Genomic DNA, 16345 nt, shown 5'->3' on the forward strand with positions numbered 1-16345 from the left:
TGGTATAATGTAGCTATATTATATCAAAATTCAATACAGTAGAGGTAGATTTTATGTCAGATTGCATTTTTTGTAAAATCATCGCAGGGGAAATTCCTGCTTCAAAAGTATATGAAGATGAGCAGGTTCTTGCCTTTCTGGATATTTCTCAAGTGACACCAGGACACACCTTAGTCGTGCCAAAAGAACACTATCGCAATCTTTTGGAAATGGACGCTACCAGCGCTAGCCAACTCTTTGCCCAAGTACCAAAAGTAGCTCAAAAAGTCATGAAAGCTACCAAGGCTGCTGGTATGAATATCATTGCTAACTGTGAAGAAATCGCAGGTCAAACCGTCTTTCATACCCACGTTCACCTCGTGCCTCGCTACAGTGCGGACGATGACCTCAAGATTGATTTTATCGTCCACGAACCAGACTTTGACAAACTTGCTCAAGTCGCTGAAACCATCAAAAATGCCTAAGGAGTTGCCATGAAATTATCCAATCTACTGCTATTTGCAGGAGCTGCAGCTGGAAGTTATCTGGTTACAAAAAATCGCCAAACCATCACAGATGAAGTCTTGAATACCACTGACCGCGTTCAAGCTATCAAGGATGATGTGGATATTATCCAAAACAGCCTACAAATCATCGACCAACAAAAAGAACTCATCAAGGAATACCAAGAAGACCTGACTTACAAGTTTAAGGTCTTGGAAAAAGATATCCAGACTAGACTAGCTGTGATTAAAGAAACACAGGAAATCGAAGATAAGTAAAAGAGCCCAACGGCTCTTTTTTAAAAGGTAAACAAGTTATATCCCATCAACTATACATCATAATTTAGGCAACTCATACTCAATAAAAATCAAAGAGCAAACTAGAAAGCTAGGCGCAGGCTGCTCAAAACACCGTTTTGAGGTTGTAGACAAGCCGACGCTGACGTGGTTTGAAGAGATTTTGGAAGAGTATTATTCACCGTTTCATAACTAAATCGAATACTTCCCCAGACTTTCCGCCATAATGAAAACACCTGAAACAGTTTGGTTTCAGGTGTCCGGAAACTTTGAGACCTAGGCTCAAAGTTTAGGTATGGAACTTCGAAGAAGGTCGCTACCGTCCGTCATTACTTAAGGAAAGTTTTAAAAAATCTATAAAAAAAGAGCCCAACGGCTCTTTTTGCTTTATTCTCCTTCAAAGGCATCTTTAATATGGTCAAAGAAGCCTTTTTTCTTTGGATTGACTTTTAAATCACCTGCAGCTGCGAATTCTTTCAAGGCTGCTTTTTGGCGTTCGTTCAAGCCTGTCGGTGTTACGACATTAACGGTAACGTATTGGTCACCAACTGCACCGCCACGAAGGCTTGGAGCTCCCTTGCCACGTAGGCGGAATTTCTTACCAGTCTGAGTTCCCTCTGGGATAACCAATTCAACATCACCGTGAACAGTTGGAATATCTACTGTATCACCAAGAGCCGCTTGAACAAAGTTGAGGTTGAGATTGTAGAAAATAGTAGTTCCTTCACGTTCAAACTTGTCGCTGGCTTCCACAGAAACTACTACATACAAGTCACCATAAGGTCCACCGTTAAATCCTGCTTCACCCTGACCAGCTAAGCGAATTTGTTGACCAGTTTCCACACCAGCAGGGATTTTCACATGTACGCTATGAGCTTGTTTTTCATGACCAGTACCGTGACAGGTTGTACATGGATCTTTAATTTCTTTTCCGCGACCATGACAGACATCACAGGTTACTTGGCGACGCATCATACCAAGCGGAGTCTGCGTATCGACGTTAATAACACCAGCGCCATGACAGCGTCCACAAGTGACTGGACTTGTTCCTGGCTTAGCACCAGAACCATTACATGTACTACAGCTTGCTTCACGATTGTATTTAACTTCTTTTTCAGCTCCAAAAATAGCTTCTTCAAAGGTCAAGTTCACACGATACTGGAGGTCATCCCCTTGACGAGGAGCATTTGGATTGCGTGAAGCACCGCCTCCGCCGAAGAAACTTGAGAAGATATCTTCAAAACCACCGAAGCCTCCTGCCCCATCGAAACCGCCGAAACCACCAGCTCCACCAAAACCACCGTTGGCTCCAGCAGCACCGTATTGGTCATAGGCAGCACGTTTTTGGTCGTCACTCAAAGTCTCATAGGCTTCCTGAACTTCCTTGTACTTTTCCTCAGCACCAGGCTCCTTATTGATATCTGGGTGATATTTTTTCGAAAGCTTACGATAAGCTTTTTTGATTTCGTCTGCCGAAGCGTTTTTTGACACCCCCAGACGATCATAAAATTCAGTATTGTTCATACAAGATACCAAGACCGTAAAATTCGACTGAAAAATAGGAAATCTGACGCTGGAGCGATGCTCCTAGACAGATTTATCTTTTTTCCGAGAATTTAGGTCGGGTTCAATTCCTTTCTTTTATATTGAGTAAGAAATTTGGAAACCCGTGTTCAGTTACGAACACCCTTGTTCCTTTCTGTTAGTATTGCGAAACGAATCAAAATATTAGTGTCGTTCCTTTTTACCGAAAAACAGAGGCTGGGTTGCAACCTCTGGATTTCTTTAAGCTATTAATCAACTTCATAATTTTCTAAAAACACTATAGCTCTTTTCAAAGAAATATTAGCTCTCCTCTTCATAAGAGTCTTGTTATATCTATTTAGATTAAAGATAGCTGAAAAAATAACAAAAGTTGATAAAATCATTTGAATTAGAGAGATAAGAAATGAGTTAGAACTAATATCTTTATCAAAATTATTAAGAATAAGCGCTGTCACATACGTTACAATTGCTGGTAGAAAAATACCAAAAATCAAATTACTAATAATACTTATATCATTTTCCTTATTCGCATGCTCTGCTAAAATATTTACTTTGTATTCTAATAGTTCTTCTTTTTGACCAGATTGGAATTTATTTTTTATCTGACTCTGTAACTCAGTATAGCTTTCACGTGCCAAAGCAGTGAATTTTTCGTACTGTTCCTTAGAATCAACTACTTCAAAAAGATTAATATTACTACTCATTACTTTTCCGTAAACTCTCCGTCTACGACGTCATCACCTGCGTTTCCTGTTGCTTGTGCGCCTTCTGCTCCTGCTTGAGCTTGTTGCGCTGCTGCGGCTTGTTCGTAGAGTTTAACAGCAAGTCCTTGAGCTTTTTCGTTCAATGCTTCAAGTTTTGCTTTCATGTCGTCCAAGTTGTTGTCTTCTTGAGCTTTCTTAAGGTCATCAAGGGCAGCTTGGGCAGCGTCACGTTCTGCGTCGAATCCTTTGCCTTCAGTTTCCTTGATTGTCTTTTCAGTCGCAAAGATAGCTTGATCTACTTCGTTACGAAGGTCAACTTCTTCTTTACGTTTCTTATCTGCTTCAGCGTTAGCTTCTGCATCTTTCATCATGCGGTCAATTTCTTCGTCAGTCAAACCTGAGTTCGATTGGATCACAATTGTTTGTTCTTTTTGAGTTCCAAGGTCTTTAGCTTTAACAGACACGATACCATTCTTATCGATGTCAAATGTTACTTCGATTTGAGGAATTCCACGAGGTGCAGCTGGGATATCAGTCAATTGGAAACGTCCAAGAGTCTTGTTATCTGCTGCCATTGGGCGTTCACCTTGAAGAACGTGGATATCAACGGCTGGTTGGTTGTCTGCCGCAGTTGAGAAGACTTGTGATTTAGATGTTGGAATTGTTGTGTTGCGGTCGATGAGTTTTGTGAAGACACCACCCATTGTTTCAATACCAAGTGACAATGGTGTTACGTCAAGAAGGACAACGTCTTTGACATCACCAGTGATGACACCACCTTGGATTGCCGCACCCATAGCAACTACTTCATCAGGGTTTACTGATTTGTTTGGTTCTTTACCAGTTTCAGCCTTAACAGCTTCGACAACGGCTGGGATACGAGTTGAACCACCAACAAGGATAACTTCGTCGATTTCTGACAAGCTCAAACCTGCATCTGAAAGGGCTTGACGAACTGGAACTTTTGTACGTTCAACAAGGTCACGAGTCAAATCGTCAAATTTCGCACGAGTCAAAGTCATTTCCAAGTGAAGAGGTCCAGCCTCACCTGCAGTGATGAATGGCAAGCTGATTTGTGTTGAAGTTACACCAGAAAGATCTTTCTTCGCTTTTTCAGCCGCATCTTTCAAACGTTGCATCGCCATCTTGTCAGTAGACAAGTCAATACCGTTTTCTTTCTTGAATTCTGCTACCAAGTGATCGATGATTTTTTGGTCAAAGTCATCACCACCAAGTTTGTTGTCCCCTGCAGTTGACAATACGTCGAAGACACCGTCACCCAATTCAAGGATAGAGACGTCGAATGTACCACCACCAAGGTCAAATACCAAGATTTTTTCTTCTTTGTCAGTCTTATCCAAACCGTAAGCAAGAGCTGCTGCAGTTGGTTCGTTGACGATACGTTCTACTTCAAGACCAGCGATTTTACCAGCGTCTTTTGTTGCTTGACGTTGAGCATCGTTGAAGTAAGCTGGAACTGTGATAACTGCCTTGGTTACTTTTTCACCAAGGTAGTCTTCAGCGTAGCCTTTCAAATATTGAAGAATCATAGCTGAGATTTCTTGTGGAGTGTATTCTTTTCCGTTAGCAGAAACTTTTTCAGAAGTTCCCATTTTAGATTTAATAGAGATAACTGTATCTGGGTTTGTGACTGCTTGACGTTTCGCAGCGTCACCAACGATGATTTCGCCGTTTTTGAATGAGACTACAGATGGAGTTGTGCGGTTTCCTTCTGGGTTTGCGATGATTTTGCTTTCAGTTCCTTCAAGAACTGCAACTGCTGAGTTTGTTGTACCTAAGTCAATACCGATAATTTTAGACATGTGTTTTTCTCCTTAAATTTTAATTCGAATTTTGATTTTTTGATATTTCCCTTAAGTGGTGGGGACGTGAGCAACTCCCTTCGGGATTTCATCACTTATTTTTGAGCCTATTGTCTCAAAAATCCCCTGTTTCAGTAGCTTTTGCTACTGAAACTTTCACCACGGTGGGAAATATCTTCCTTGCAAGCCTCCGGCTTGCCTCTTATCTTTCTTTCATAGTTTATTGTCGTTTCGGACAAGTTTCCTATTATGTTACGACACGAGGAGTCGAAATCGATTTTATTTCGACGACGAGTTAGTAAGGAGGCTAGGCAAACGCCATAGCGATTGCCGTTTTCTGACGAATTGCTTTAGTTACCGTCAGAATTGCCTAATTGAACACGCCCTAAGCTCTGAGTAAAAAAGATAGATTTTCTTGTGTTCATCGAACACTTCGTCAATCTCCTATTTTTACTGCGAGCTTTTTACGGGCTTTGTATCTTAGTTATACACCACTACCATGGCTGGGCGTAGGATGCGGTCATGGAGTTTGTAGCCTTTTTGGAAAACTTGAGCGATGCTATCTGCTGGGTGTTCATCGTCTGCTGGGAGAGTTTGGATGGCCATATGGTAGTTATGGTCAAATTCACCATCAGCTGCGATTTCTTCGATTCCTTCTTCTTTCAAAGCGTGAATCAAGCTTTCTTGCACCATTTCCAAGCCCTTCTTCACATCATCTGTCAAACCTTCAACTGCGAGTGCACGCTCAAGGTTGTCGAGCGATGGTAAGATTGCTTTTGCCAAGTCTTGGCTACGATAACGTTGCAAGTTTTGACGCTCTTCATTGGCACGGCGTTGGATATTTTGCATTTCTGCATGAGCGCGAAGGTATTTGTTTTCGAACTCATCTGCACGTTCATTTGCCAAGTCCAACTCAGATTTCTCAGGAGTTGTTTCTTCTACCGTTTCCACAACTTCCTCTTCTTGAACTTCTTCTACTTCTTCATTTTTTATATCTTGGGCCATTTTCGCCTCCTTTAATGATTTCAATCTTAATGTACTTCGTAATGATTACTGCTGAGGTAGCGGTAAAAATCTGTCAACTTCATGGTTAAAACACGATTGACTACATTGACTTGGTTGATTAGCTGTTGGTAATCCAGATTGACTGGACCGATAATGGCTAGAATTCCAACTCCCCGATAAGGAATGAGGAACTTGCTACTAATCACCGCTAGGTCAGCTAGACAGGACTCTTGACTGTCTGCAACACGGACGTTTTGCATCTGATCTTCACGCAACCCCTCACGAATCTCCAGAGCCACCTTTTGCGGTTGGTCAAAGAACTGATAGGCTGCTAGATTAGCAAAATTCAAGAGATTAACCTTGCCCGCCACCACAATATTTTCGTTGAACATTTCCTTAAAGATATGTTCAAAGAGATCGATGACATTGTCCGTTGTTGTAAAGTAACGCTGGATAATCTGCGGAATCTCCGTCCGAATCTTGTAGTGAATATCTAGAACGGTGTGGCCGAGGAAACGTTCCTGAATGATGCTCTTCAGCTTCAGCAAGTCCTCCTGCAAAAAGTTCCTTGGAATCAGAAACTGACTGGTAACCGTTCGAGACTCGTCTAGGGTGAATACTGCCAAGGCTGTATGTTGCCCCAAAACAACGATATCAAAGGCTGTCAACCGTTGCTTGCTCGGCTCAACATCCAATGCTACTACCGTACAGCCACTCAAGTCTGTCAGCAGATTAGCAGCCTCTTGCAGAATATCCTCCAATTTGAAGAATTCCTGATCAAAGGCTTTGACAATCTCATAAACCTCATTTTCAGCTAGTCGGTCAAAATCCAGTGAGTGTTTTACATAGTACTGAAAACCAGCAACACTTGGCATCCGACCACTTGAAGTATGAGCCTTCTCAAGCAATCCTTGCTTTTCTAAAGCCGCCATGTCATTACGAATGGTTGCACTGCTAGAGTTAATAGACTCTTGCAAGGCTTTGGATCCGACAGGTTCGTGCGTTTTGGTAAAGATGTCAATAATCAGATTTAAAATATCCTGCTGACGCTCTGTAACCATCTCATCACTCCTCTCTGTCTGATCTATTAGCACTCGATACGCTCAAGTGCTAACTTATGATTCTATTATACACCCTTAGAAGAGAATGTCAAGATAAAAACTCAAAAAATTAGCACTCTTTTATCAAGAGTGCTAAAAATCAGTCTACAGACCGAGAAACTCACCTTCCATCTACTTGGTATTTCCTTTTAAGTCTGAAAAAACCAAGAATTAAATAAGAAATCAGAAAGGCATATAAAATAAAAATAACGAAGAAAGACATAGCAAGCTCTTCTTTAAATAAACTTATACAAACAACAAGACCACCTGAGAAAGCAACTGTACATGAACGAAGTCTATATCGCATAACTTCCCATCTGAGCCCCTTACTCATATAGACTTGATCCTCTGGAAGTAAATCGGAAGCTGGTTTACGAAAAATTGAACAAAAACCTGTTTCTATCAATTCCCAACCTCTATTTCTAAAATCTTGCAGTTCATACTTATATTTTTTAAGAAATCTAGAATCATAGATACAGTAGATGACATCGTCTGGTTGACATTGGTCAAAATAGAACAAACCAAAACGACTCGTTCTATACCTCCAACCTTTCAAATGCATCTCATGTAAATATTCTTCTTCCTTGTCCAAATCAACAATGGTGAAAATCCGGAATTCTACTCTTCTATTCATTGTCTTACCCCAAAATTAGAAAACATGCCTGGCGTTATTTATCAGATAATTCTTTCCACTTTTGAAACAATCTCCAAAAAATATAAGAAATCTGAATCGCATGAACTATCAATAAAACACCATCTATTATGAAAATCAAAAATACTTCCCAACTGAAAGAACTACCTCCACTGACAAACTTTGAGAAAACCGGTAGTAGAGCTAAAAAGAGAATCGAAATAGGAAGCATCCTCCTCGTTAAAATCCGTTTGACCATAACCAGCTTCCCGGCCGTGTCATTATAAATTTCAAACTCGGCATCCGACTCAATTCCAGAATGAAGTTTTCTAAAGTAGGAAAAACCATTAAAGTCTGTAATATGCTCCCAGTCACAGTCTTTAAACAGTTGTAAATAGGAGGCTCTCTCTGATTTTTCCATTGGGTAAAAATCCAACTGATAAGACACCTGCTCAGGGTGACACTTTTCAAAGGTATACTTAACTGCAAACAATAAGATAGAATAGCTTACTTTCCTAAGCTTCCAGCCCTTAGCATGCATTTCTCTAAGATATAAAGCCTCTCTATCATAGTCCGCAATGGTAGCAATTCTATAAACAACCTTCTTTTCCATCATCCTTCCTCCCGACTGTTTCTATAGAGCCGTTCAATACGTTTCAATTCAATATCTAAGACTTTGCGTCCCAAGTCTGTTATCTGATAGATTTTACGCTTCTCCTCTTCTCGGACAAAGGAAATCAAACCATCCTTTTCCATCTTTGACAAGGTTCCATACATAGTTCCAGGACTAATCGAAACTTGCAAATCTGTCATCTCCTTGACCTTTTGCGTAATACTATAACCATGACCTTCCTTTTGCAGACAGAACAAGATATAAAAACCCGTTTCCGTCATGGGAAGATAAACTCGACGAATCTTATCCGTTAATTCCATTTATAAGCACCTCCTATTCAGTTCGATATATCGCACTTCGTTATATAAAATATATCACACCTCGATATAAAACGCAAGAAAAAAGACCGCCCTCAGGCAATCTTTCTTCTATATTAGTAAAGGTCTAAATAATTATCAATTTCCCATTGTGAAACGAAGGTTGCATAGCTAGCCCATTCAATTCGTTTAGCTTCAAGAAAACTAGTATAGATATGTTCTCCAAGAGCTGCTCTGACAACTTCATCTTCAGTCAGAGCTTTCAAAGCGTTGTGAAGAGTTGATGGAAGGTCTGTGATGCCAGCTTCCTTACGCTCTTCTGCTGTCATAATGTAGATATTTTCTTCGATAGGAGCTGGTGCTTCTATTTTGTTTTCAATACCATGCAAACCAACTTCCAAAAGAACTGCCATAGCGATATAAGGGTTCGCCATTGGATCCACTGAACGTAACTCAAGACGAGTTCCCATACCACGTGAAGCAGGCACGCGCACAAGTGGCGAACGGTTACGACCAGCCCAAGCAATGTAAACAGGCGCTTCATAACCTGGAACCAAACGTTTGTATGAGTTAACCGTTGGGTTCATGATGGCAGTATAGTTGTAGGCATGTTTGATCAAACCACCAAGGAAATGGTAGGCCGTTTCTGACAACTGCATTCCTTTTGGATCATTTGGATCAAAGAAGGCATTGTTTCCTTCTGCATCAAACAAGGACATATTACAGTGCATACCTGATCCGGCAATACCAAATTTTGGTTTTGCCATAAAGGTTGCGTAAAGTCCGTGTTTGCGAGCAATGGTTTTAACAACGAGCTTAAAGATTTGAATCTTATCACAAGCACGGAGGACTTCATCATACTTAAAGTCAATCTCATGCTGTCCAACAGCAACCTCGTGGTGACTGGCTTCTACTTCAAATCCCATTTTGGTCAAGACATTTACAATCTCACGACGTGTATTGTCCGCAAGGTCAGTAGGCGCCAAATCAAAGTAGCCACCCTTGTCATTCACTTCAAGTGTTGGATCTCCATTTTCATCCAACTTAAATAGGAAGAATTCTGGCTCTGGACCAAGGTTGAAAGATTTGAATCCTACTTCTTCCATGTGACGAAGAGCTCGTTTCAAATTACCACGAGGGTCCCCCGCAAATGGTTCACCTTCTGTTGTATAGACATCACAGATCAAACCTGCAACACTTCCATTTTCATCTCCCCAAGGGAAGACTGTCCATGTATCCAAGTCTGGGTACAAGTACATATCTGACTCATTGATACGTACAAACCCTTCAATAGAAGATCCATCAAACATAGCCTTATTTGACAAGACCTTATCTAATTGTTCATCTGTAGCAGGAATTTCGACGTTTTTCATGGTTCCCAAAATATCTGAGAACATGAGACGGATAAAGGTAACATTTTTTTCCTTGACTTCACGACGAATATCTGCAGCTGTGATTGGCATGAGTTTTCTCCTTAATGTATGACTACTTGCGGTTGCCTAACCGCGACCAAAAGGTGACTGTAGTGAAGCAAAGCGACCCTGTTGGAGGAGTTCATTGTGAAGTGCACGACGCACCTCAGTCTGACTCACCGCTTTCTTGGATTTCGCTTCACGTTCAGCATATTTTTTCTTAATGGCAGCGATATTATAACCTTCAGAGATATAATCTTTGATTTCAAGTAGACGATCCATGTCATTCAAGGAATACATGCGACGGTTCCCTTCGTTTCGATCAGGCTTAATCAACTCTTGATCTTCATAATAACGAATCTGACGCGCCGATAGATCGGTCAACTTCATAACACTGCCGATAGGAAAAACAGCCATATTTCGGCGAAATTCTTTTTCCTTCATTTACAATTTCCTTCTTTCTGTCTATTATAGTCTAAAAAAAGACAAACGTCAATTGATAATGTTATAAAATGTAACATTATTTTTCTTTTTTCTCTAAAAAGAGCCGAATACGATCAATATCGTAATTTACGAGAATTGCGACAAAAACTCCCATGAAAGTTTCTGATACACGCGCAAATACGTACAAAATTGTCTCTCCGCTCGGGATCGATAGGGTAATGATTAACATAGCCGCTACACCACCAATAACACCTGCTTTGTTATTCATGGCTACATTTGTCATAATGGTTAACATGGTACAAATCGGAACAACAACCAAGGTTACCCAAAAGGCTTCGTGGAAAAAACTATTTATTAGGAAGAAAACCAAGGCATAGAGGCCACCAATACTATTTCCTAGAATACGCGAAGTCCCAAAATGGACACTCTTATCAAAACTCTCCCTCAAGCTAAAAACAGCTGTCAAAGCACCAATTTGAAGACCTTTCCAACCAAAAAAGCCAAAAATCAAGAGAACTAGGAAAACAGCAATACCTGTTTTAAAAGTTCGCATACCAAGTTTAAACTGGGATTTATCGAATTTATATTTTTTAAAATAACTCATAATCTCAACTTTCTATTTCCATTTTATCATAATTTGGGTGATTTTATGAGGAATAGTTGAGAGGAAGCGTTTTTATTTTGAGCAAAAGAAAAGAGGAACTTTCATCCCTCTCTTCTTTGATTCATTTAGTTAATCTTATTTTTCTGTCAAGGCTGCAAGTCCTGGCAATACTTTACCTTCAAGAAGTTCCATTGAAGCACCTCCGCCCGTACTAATCCATGAGAACTTGTCTGCACGACCAAGGTTGATTGCTGCGGCAGCTGAGTCACCACCACCGATGATTGATTTAACGCCTGGTTGTTTCACGATAGCGTCCATCACACCGATTGTACCTGCTTGGAAGTCTGGGTTTTCAAATACACCCATAGGTCCATTCCATACAACTGTTTTAGCGCCAGTCAAAGCTTCGTCAAATTTAGCGATAGATTTTGGACCGATGTCAAGACCAAGGAAGCCTTCAGAAACTGCTTCACCTTCAGTGTCACGCACTTCAGTGTAACCAGCAAATGCGTTTGCTTCTTTTGAGTCAACTGGCAAGATCAATTTACCGTTTGCTTTTTCAAGAAGAGCTTTCGCAACATCCAATTTGTCTTCTTCTACAAGTGAGTTACCGATTTCGATACCTTGTGCTTTGTAGAATGTGTAAGTCATACCACCACCGATAAGGACTTTATCAGCTTTTTCAAGCAAGTTTTCGATAACACCGATCTTGTCTGAAACTTTTGAACCACCAAGGATAGCCACGAATGGACGTTCTGGAGTTTCAACTGCTTCTTGGATGTAGGCAATTTCGTTTTCAAGAAGGAAACCAGCAACTGCTTTTTCAACGTTTGCTGAGATACCAACGTTAGATGCGTGTGCACGGTGAGCTGTACCGAATGCATCGTTTACGAAGATACCATCTCCAAGCGATGCCCAGTATTTACCAAGTTCAGGATCGTTTTTAGATTCTTTTTTGCCGTCAACATCTTCGTAACGAGTGTTTTCAACCAATAGAACTTGTCCATCTTCAAGAGCGTTGATTGCCGCTTCCAATTCAGCACCACGAGTGACACCAGGGAACACAACATCTTGACCAAGTTTTGCTGCCAAGTCTGCTGCTACAGGAGCAAGTGATTTACCAGCTTTATCAGCTTCTTCTTTCACACGTCCAAGGTGAGAGAAAAGAATTGCACGTCCACCTTGTTCGATGATGTACTTAATAGTTGGAAGAGCTGCTGTGATACGGTTGTCGTTAGTGATTACACCATCTTTCAATGGTACGTTGAAGTCAACACGAACGAGGACTTTTTTACCTTTCAAGTCAACGTCTTTAACAGTAAGTTTTGCCATGTTACAAAAACCCCTTTATTTATTTTATTCGAAACTATTATATCACACTTTGGAAATATAAGGAAAGATTTCACAAGATTTTTCGATATTTAATCTTTGTAACATGCTAGAGTCTATTATTTTTGCTTTTTCTAACGAATTTTCTTTCTAAAATCTTAGCTTAACACTTGTTAGATTTACTTTTATCCTTTAAAATAGAATAGGAGATATTCCGCGATTATTTTTCGGAGGAAAAAGAAATGTCCATTAATTGGCAGGAAATTTTATTTCACTTTTTAGGTGGTCTGGGACTATTCTTATATAGTATCAAGACCATGGGAGACGGTTTACAACAAGCTGCTGGAGATCGCCTTCGTTTTTACATTGACAAATATACTAGTAATCCTTTCTTTGGAGTTCTGGTTGGTATTGGGATGACTGCTCTAATTCAGTCTAGTTCTGGTGTAACAGTTATCACAGTCGGCCTGGTCAGTGCCGGTCTCCTAACCTTACGTCAGGCTATCGGAATTGTCATGGGGGCTAATATTGGGACAACAGTCACATCCTTTCTTATTGGATTTAAACTAGGTGACTATGCCCTGCCTATGCTCTTTATCGGTGCTGTCTGTCTCTTTTTTACGAAAAATCGGACAGTCAATAATATCGGACGCATCCTCTTTGGTGTCGGTGGTATCTTTTTTGCCCTCAATCTCATGAGCGGTGCAATGGCTCCACTCAAAGATTTACAGGTCTTTAAAGACTATATGATTGAGCTAAGTAAAAATCCTGTTTTGGGTGTCTTTGTCGGTACCGGCTTGACCTTACTGATTCAAGCTTCCTCGGCTACCATCGGGATTTTACAAAACCTCTACGCCAGCAATCTCATTGATCTGCAAGGAGCTTTGCCAGTTCTATTTGGTGACAATATCGGGACAACCATTACAGCCATCATTGCCTCTTTAGGTGCTAATATTGCAGCTAAACGGGTAGCAGGAGCTCATGTTGCCTTCAACGTTATAGGAACAGTCGTCTGCGTTATTTTTCTAGTTCCTTTTACAGCCCTGATTCATTGGTTTGAATCTACGCTAAATCTAGCACCGGAAATGACCATCGCCTTTGCTCACGGAACCTTTAATATTACCAATACCATTGTCCAATTTCCATTTATCGGAGCTCTGGCTTACTTTGTAACCAAGATTATTCCTGGAGAGGACGAGGTTGTCAAATACGAACCCTTATATCTTGATGAACATTTCATCAAACAAGCCCCATCTATCGCTCTCGGAAATGCTAAGAAAGAGCTCTTGCATTTAGGAAACTACGCTGCTAAAGCCTTTGACCTTTCCTATAAGTATATCATTGACTTGGATGAAAAAGTTGCTGAAAAAGGGCATAAAACCGAAGAAGCCATTAACACCATCGATGAGCAATTAACACGTTATCTCATTGCCCTTTCAAGCGAAGCTCTCAGTCAAAAAGAAAGCGAAGTGCTCACCAATATTCTTGATTCCTCCCGTGATTTGGAACGGATTGGAGACCACGCGGAGGCTCTACTCAATCTGACTGACTATCTTCAACGTAAAAATGTTGAATTTTCTGATGCCGCCTTGAAAGAATTAGAGGAAGTTTATCGTCAAACTAGTGACTTTATCAAAGATGCTCTGTATAGTGTGGAAAACAATGATATTGAAAAAGCACGCAGTCTTGTAGAACGTCATGAAGCAATCAATAAGATAGAGCGTGTTCTCAGAAAAACCCACATCAAACGCCTCAACAAGGGCGAATGTTCAACACAAGCTGGGGTCAACTTTATCGACATCATCTCACACTACACTCGTGTATCAGACCACGCTATGAACCTTGCCGAAAAGGTTTTTGCAGAACAAATCTAAGAACCAAAAAGCTATCCTGAATGGGATGGCTTTTTACTTTTTTCCTAAGCAAGACTAGGCTGAATGAAACTGAGAGAGTATTCTGCAGATATAGTGGATTAAATTAAAAAAGTATAGTGTATTGAATCTATAACAGTACACCTTGACTGCTAAAATATTTCTAGAAATTGATTTGGCTTTCCTGATAGAGATGTTCACATCTTATTTCAATATACTGATAAATCCATTCACTAGCACAGGGCAAGAGGGAGTCGCTATTGATTTCAAGGGTAGCAGGCACATACAAAGGACTCCTACCTCAGATATACTGCAATATCCATCGTATGCAAAAAACCTCTGAGATTCTTCTCAAAGGTTCTGATTTTGCTAATTGCTGTTCTCAACTGCTGCAGTGACAAAGGCAGTGTAGAGCTCTTCTGGGCGATTTGGACGGCTTGACAGTTCAGGGTGATACTGACAAGCCACAAAGAATTTATTTTCTGGAATTTCCACGATTTCTACCAAACGATTGTCTGGAGAAACTCCTGAGAAGACAAAACCTGCTGCCTCAAACTGCTCACGGAAAGCGTTGTTAAACTCATAGCGGTGACGGTGACGGCGTTGCACCACTTCTTGATTGTGATAAGCAGCTGCTGCCTTAGAGCCACGTTTTAGTTTAGACGGATAAAGTCCCAAACGAAGGGTTCCCCCCATATCCTCAACATCAATCTGATCACGCATGATATCAATGATAGGGTATTTTGTTTCTGGTGCAAGCTCTGCAGAATTGGCACCTTCAAGACCCAAAACGTGACGAGCAAACTCGATACAAGTCAACTGCATTCCCAAGCAGACTCCCAACATTGGAACATCATTCTCACGCGCATAGCGGATAGCTTGGATTTTCCCTTCCGTACCACGTTGACCGAAACCACCTGGCACGATGATTCCGTCCGCATCAGACAAAAGCTCTACCACATTCTCTGCTGTCACATCATTGGCATTGATCCAATTGATTTTAACTTCTGCGTCATTGGCATAACCAGAGTGTTTCAAAGCTTCAACCACAGAGATGTAGGCATCTTGCAACTCAACATACTTACCGACAAGGGAAATTTTAACTTGTTTCTTGAGATTCATGACCTTGTCCACCATTGCTGACCACTCTGTCATATCAGCTACCGGTGCGTCTAATTTCAAATGGTCACAGACAATTTGATCCATACCTTGAGCCTGCAAGTTCAGTGGAATTTGGTAAAGATGTTCGACATCCAACGATTCGATAACGGCTTCTGGTGCCACATCACAGAACTGGGCCAGTTTGTTTTTAATTCCTTGACCAGCTGGCTCTTCTGTACGAATAACCAACATATTTGGTTGAATTCCCAAACCGCGTAATTCCTTGACAGAATGCTGAGTTGGTTTGGTTTTCATTTCACCAGCAGCCTTGAGGTAAGGAAGCAAGGTTGTATGGATGTACATAACATTATCCGCCCCCACATCTGCCTTCATCTGACGAAGGGCCTCTAGGAATGGCAAGGACTCGATATCTCCTACTGTTCCACCAACCTCTGTGATAATGACATCAGAGTCGGTCGTTAGAGCGGCACGCTTAATTTTTTCTTTCAAAGCATCTGTGATATGAGGAATAACCTGAACAGTTGCACCAAGGTATTCTCCACGGCGTTCCTTACGAAGCACTTCACTGTAAATTTTACCAGTTGTCACGTTGGAATATTTGTTAAGATTGATATCGATGAAACGTTCATAGTGACCCAAGTCCAAATCTGTCTCAGCTCCGTCATCTGTCACAAAAACTTCCCCGTGCTGGTAAGGACTCATAGTTCCCGGATCAATATTGATATAAGGGTCAAACTTTTGAATGGTTACTTTGAGACCACGATTTTTCAAGAGACGGCCCAGACTCGCTGCCACAATCCCTTTCCCAATAGACGATACGACACCACCAGTTACAAAAATATATTTCGTAGACATAGATTCCTCTTTCTAAAATGCTCAAGGTCTTGTTAACTACGAGGGGACATAGAAAACAAGACCCTACTAATAAGAATAAACTGGGACTACTGCACCAGATTCACAACTAAAATACAAGAAGATAACTTCTTGAAAAAACAAAAATAGCTCCCTAAGAACTAGGGAGCCCCGACCTCTAAAAGAGGTGCCCG

At 40.9% G+C, this 16345-nt stretch carries 16 protein-coding genes; 3 read left to right on the forward strand and 13 right to left on the reverse strand.

The window, feature by feature from the left end; genetic code table 11:
- Nucleotides 1-53 precede the first annotated feature (53 nt).
- Entirely contained in the window at nt 54-464 is a 411-nt protein-coding gene (locus HT730_RS05990) for an HIT family protein (RefSeq protein WP_173307084.1), read from the forward strand.
- Between the two features lie 9 nt (nt 465-473).
- Nucleotides 474-761, forward strand: coding sequence for a hypothetical protein (locus tag HT730_RS05995; protein WP_000777754.1), 288 nt, complete (start codon nt 474-476; stop codon nt 759-761).
- Between the two features lie 405 nt (nt 762-1166).
- Here the strand turns inward: HT730_RS05995 and dnaJ are convergent, their stop codons facing one another.
- From dnaJ to HT730_RS06055, 12 genes are all read right to left on the reverse strand, one after another.
- On the reverse strand, nt 1167-2303 hold the full coding sequence (dnaJ, locus tag HT730_RS06000; RefSeq protein WP_001066310.1) for a molecular chaperone DnaJ: 1137 nt from the start codon (nt 2301-2303) through the stop codon (nt 1167-1169).
- A gap of 269 nt (nt 2304-2572) precedes the next feature.
- Nucleotides 2573-3028 (reverse strand): hypothetical protein, encoded by a 456-nt coding sequence (locus HT730_RS06005; protein ID WP_050242236.1) that lies wholly within the window; start codon nt 3026-3028, stop codon nt 2573-2575.
- Nucleotides 3028-4851, reverse strand: coding sequence for a molecular chaperone DnaK (dnaK, locus tag HT730_RS06010; protein WP_000034661.1), 1824 nt, complete (start codon nt 4849-4851; stop codon nt 3028-3030). The genes HT730_RS06005 and dnaK overlap by 1 nt, the downstream gene beginning before the upstream one ends.
- Nucleotides 4852-5331: 480 nt before the next feature.
- Complete coding sequence (gene grpE, locus HT730_RS06015) at nt 5332-5856, reverse strand: nucleotide exchange factor GrpE (protein ID WP_173307085.1); 525 nt, start codon at nt 5854-5856, stop codon at nt 5332-5334.
- Nucleotides 5857-5882: 26 nt separating this feature from the next.
- A complete protein-coding gene (gene hrcA, locus HT730_RS06020; protein ID WP_173307086.1) occupies nt 5883-6917 on the reverse strand; it encodes a heat-inducible transcriptional repressor HrcA in 1035 nt (344 codons plus the stop codon).
- 160 nt (nt 6918-7077) lie between these two features.
- Entirely contained in the window at nt 7078-7590 is a 513-nt protein-coding gene (locus HT730_RS06025) for a DUF2812 domain-containing protein (RefSeq protein WP_173307087.1), read from the reverse strand.
- Nucleotides 7591-7624: 34 nt separating this feature from the next.
- Nucleotides 7625-8200: a DUF2812 domain-containing protein gene (locus HT730_RS10665; RefSeq protein WP_173307088.1), complete on the reverse strand. Its 576-nt coding sequence runs from the start codon at nt 8198-8200 to the stop codon at nt 7625-7627.
- Nucleotides 8200-8520: a PadR family transcriptional regulator gene (locus tag HT730_RS06035; RefSeq protein ID WP_031233152.1), complete on the reverse strand. Its 321-nt coding sequence runs from the start codon at nt 8518-8520 to the stop codon at nt 8200-8202. Before HT730_RS06035 ends, HT730_RS10665 begins: the two co-directional genes overlap by 1 nt.
- Before the next feature lie 113 nt (nt 8521-8633).
- A complete protein-coding gene (gene glnA, locus HT730_RS06040; protein ID WP_001122886.1) occupies nt 8634-9980 on the reverse strand; it encodes a type I glutamate--ammonia ligase in 1347 nt (448 codons plus the stop codon).
- 36 nt (nt 9981-10016) lie between these two features.
- Entirely contained in the window at nt 10017-10373 is a 357-nt protein-coding gene (gene glnR / locus HT730_RS06045) for a transcriptional repressor GlnR (RefSeq protein ID WP_173262073.1), read from the reverse strand.
- 76 nt (nt 10374-10449) lie between these two features.
- Nucleotides 10450-10977 carry an aromatic acid exporter family protein gene (locus tag HT730_RS06050; protein ID WP_000119914.1) on the reverse strand — a complete coding sequence of 176 codons (528 nt, stop codon included), beginning with the start codon at nt 10975-10977 and terminating at the stop codon, nt 10450-10452.
- A 135-nt stretch (nt 10978-11112) separates the two neighbouring features.
- Nucleotides 11113-12309: a phosphoglycerate kinase gene (locus HT730_RS06055; protein WP_001096743.1), complete on the reverse strand. Its 1197-nt coding sequence runs from the start codon at nt 12307-12309 to the stop codon at nt 11113-11115.
- A gap of 239 nt (nt 12310-12548) precedes the next feature.
- On the opposite strand from HT730_RS06055, the gene HT730_RS06060 reads away from it, so the two are divergent.
- A complete protein-coding gene (locus HT730_RS06060; protein WP_173307089.1) occupies nt 12549-14180 on the forward strand; it encodes a Na/Pi cotransporter family protein in 1632 nt (543 codons plus the stop codon).
- 366 nt (nt 14181-14546) lie between these two features.
- Here HT730_RS06060 and HT730_RS06065 read toward each other — a convergent pair whose 3' ends face one another.
- Nucleotides 14547-16154: a CTP synthase gene (locus HT730_RS06065; RefSeq protein ID WP_024477731.1), complete on the reverse strand. Its 1608-nt coding sequence runs from the start codon at nt 16152-16154 to the stop codon at nt 14547-14549.
- Nucleotides 16155-16345: the final 191 nt, after the last annotated feature.

The sequence above is a fragment of the Streptococcus sp. k-628 genome (assembly GCF_013277475.1).
In the GTDB taxonomy this organism is placed as follows: Bacteria; Bacillota; Bacilli; order Lactobacillales; family Streptococcaceae; genus Streptococcus.